3 protein-coding genes are annotated in these 2,419 nt (G+C 69.8%); 2 read left to right on the forward strand and 1 reads right to left on the reverse strand.

All coding sequences use genetic code 11. The annotated features are described in order from the left end of the window. Positions 1–86 precede the first annotated feature (86 nt). Positions 87–1,166: an LCP family protein gene (locus tag KBX53_RS29685; RefSeq protein WP_210862955.1), complete on the reverse strand. Its 1,080-nt coding sequence runs from the start codon at positions 1,164–1,166 to the stop codon at positions 87–89. A 140-nt stretch (positions 1,167–1,306) separates the two neighbouring features. Here KBX53_RS29685 and KBX53_RS29690 point away from each other — a divergent pair, with 140 nt between their 5' ends. Both KBX53_RS29690 and KBX53_RS29695 read left to right on the forward strand, forming a co-directional pair. After that, positions 1,307–2,140: a class I SAM-dependent methyltransferase gene (locus tag KBX53_RS29690; RefSeq protein ID WP_030331232.1), complete on the forward strand. Its 834-nt coding sequence runs from the start codon at positions 1,307–1,309 to the stop codon at positions 2,138–2,140. Between the two features lie 4 nt (positions 2,141–2,144). After that, positions 2,145–2,419, forward strand: a 275-nt coding sequence (locus KBX53_RS29695) for an MOSC N-terminal beta barrel domain-containing protein (protein WP_210862958.1), incomplete at its 3' end; no start/stop codon positions are given.

Raw genomic sequence — 2,419 nt, forward strand, 5'->3', positions numbered from 1 at the left:
CCCCCCGACGGCGGGGGGGGGCGGCTGTGCGGCCGCCGCCCGTCTGGTGTCTCGACTGCCGGCGGTTCCCGCGCCGGCTCCAGGCGTTACTTCTTGCCGAGGCTGACGATCTCGCCGACCGAGTCCCGGCGGACCGCGTCGTAGAACGTCTTGGCTCGGGCGTTGTCGGCCAACACCACGCTCTCCGAGCCGATCCGGCCGGTGCCCTTGGTGGGGCTGGTCACGAAGGTCATGTTCCCGCCGCGAACGCCACGCATCTGCGTCGCCATGTCGAACAGCGACAGTTCCTTGTCCACCGAGACGGAGTTCGAAGTCGCCTTGAGGAAGCTGTTCAACTTGCCGGGGTTGGTGAGGATGCCGCCGGAGGAGGCCTTGTCGATGATGGCGCGGATCACCTGCTGCTGGTGGCGGATCCGGGCGAAGTCACCGTCGGCGAACTGCTTGCGCTGGCGGGAGTAGTCCAGAGCCGCCTCGCCGTCCATCCGCTGCACACCCTTCTTGAAGGTGCGGAACGGCTCGTGGATCGAGGTGAAGCTCTTCTCCGAGTCGATGTCCACGCCGCCCAGCGCGTCGATGATCTCCTTGAAACCAGCGAAGTCGATCAGCGTCACGTGGTCCACCCGGACCCCGGTGAACTTCTCCACCGTCTGCACCATGAGGGGCACCCCACCCCAGGCGTACGCGGCGTTCACCTTGGCGTCCCGGCCACCGTTGTTGCCGTCCGCCGACTTCGGCACCGAAACCCAGGTGTCGCGGGGAATCGAGATCAGCTGGGCGCTCTTCCGGTCCTTCGGCAGGTGGGCCAGGATGATCGTGTCGGTACGCGAGCCGCTCGTCTTCTCCGGGTCGCGGGAGTCGCTGCCCAGAATCATGATGTTCATCGCGCCGTCGACGGCCGCTTGGGGGCGCGACTCCTCGGGCACGCCGTCGAAGGCGTCGACCCGCTCGATACCCGACTCGACCGACCGCAGGTAGAGACCGCCGGCCACCATGCCGCTGCCCCCCAGCACCAGCAGGATCAGCAGGCTGAACAGGGCGATCCGGCGCCAGCGGCGGCGGCGCGGCGGTGCGGCGGCCGGCGGAATGTCCTCGGTCGATTGAGGCCCGCCGGCGGCGCCGTAACTCGGTTCCGTCCAGTGCTCCGCTGTATGTTCACGACGTGGCATGGGCGCGATGCTACTGAACGTGGTTTCTCAGCGCGTACCCTCGTCCGGACACCATCGTGCGACGTAAGTCCCAAATCGGGCGGCGCACCATCCGCCGTTTCCCTCTGCCGACGCTCCCGGGGAAGTGGTATGAACCTTCGGTGGACGCAACGAAGCTCCGCCGAGCCATCGCCCGTACCCCGCTCGCACCCGTCGCCGCCTTCCCCAAGCGGTTCGCCCGGGTCGCCCGCCACGACGCCAAGGTGCTGCGCGCCTCGGCCCGGTGGCTGGTCACCTCCCGTGAGCATCACAACTACACCTACGAGCTGACCAAGCTGAGCCGCCACCACCTGACCTGGTTCGTCAGCGTCGTCTGCGACATCCCCGTGCAGCAGGTCCGCGGCTACGTCGCCGAGATCGAGTCCGACGACGCGCTGCGCCACCACATCGAGCAGGCCACCGCCACCGCAGCCCGCCGTGGCCTCGCCGACCGGAAGGTCCGCTACGCCCGACGCGTCGGCTGGTACGCGATCGTCCGGGCCACCCACCCCGCACACGTCGTGGAGACCGGCGTCGACAAGGGGTTGGGCACCTGCGTCCTGGCGTCCGCCCTGTTGCGCAACGCGCAGGAGGGGCACCCCGGGCGGGTCACCTCCCTGGACATCAACCCGGAGGCCGGCTACCTCGCCCGGGTCGCGCCCTGGTCCGAGGTCGTCGACCTGGTGATCGGCGACTCGATCGCCTCGATCGGCGCGCTGGACCGCCCGGTGGACCTGTTCCTGCACGACAGCGACCACAGCCGTGCCCACGAGAAGCGTGAGTTCGACGCCGTGGAGCCCACGCTCGCCCCCGGCGCGATCCTGCTCACCGACAACGTCACCAGCACCAACGTGCTCGCCGAGCACGCCGAACGCACCGGCCGCCGGTTCCTCGCGTACCGGGAGAGCCCGGTCAACCACTGGTACCCGGGCGACGGGATCGGCGTGGCATGGTAGCCGGGTGCGGCTGACCTCCATTCACACGTACCCGATCAAGGGTTGTCACCGGCTCGACCACGACGGTGCGTTCGTGCACCGGTGGGGGCTGGCCGGCGACCGGCGCTGGATGGTCGTGGACGCCGACGGCGTCGGCGTCACCCAGCGGGACACCACCCGGCTCGTGGGCCTGCGCGCCTCGGTGCGCCCCGGAGGTCTGTCGCTGCGCGCCGACGGGCAGCCCGACCTCGACGTGCCCGAGCCCGCCGGCGGTGAACCGGTACCGGTGCGCACCTTCCG

Source organism: Micromonospora sp. M51 (assembly GCF_018070305.1).
Classification (GTDB): Bacteria; Actinomycetota; Actinomycetes; order Mycobacteriales; family Micromonosporaceae; genus Micromonospora; species Micromonospora parva.

Bases quoted from the DNA above. Each gene is read 5' to 3' on its own strand.
- KBX53_RS29685 (WP_210862955.1), bottom strand. From the start codon at position 1,166: ATGCCACGTCGTGAACATACAGCGGAGCACTGGACGGAACCGAGTTAC.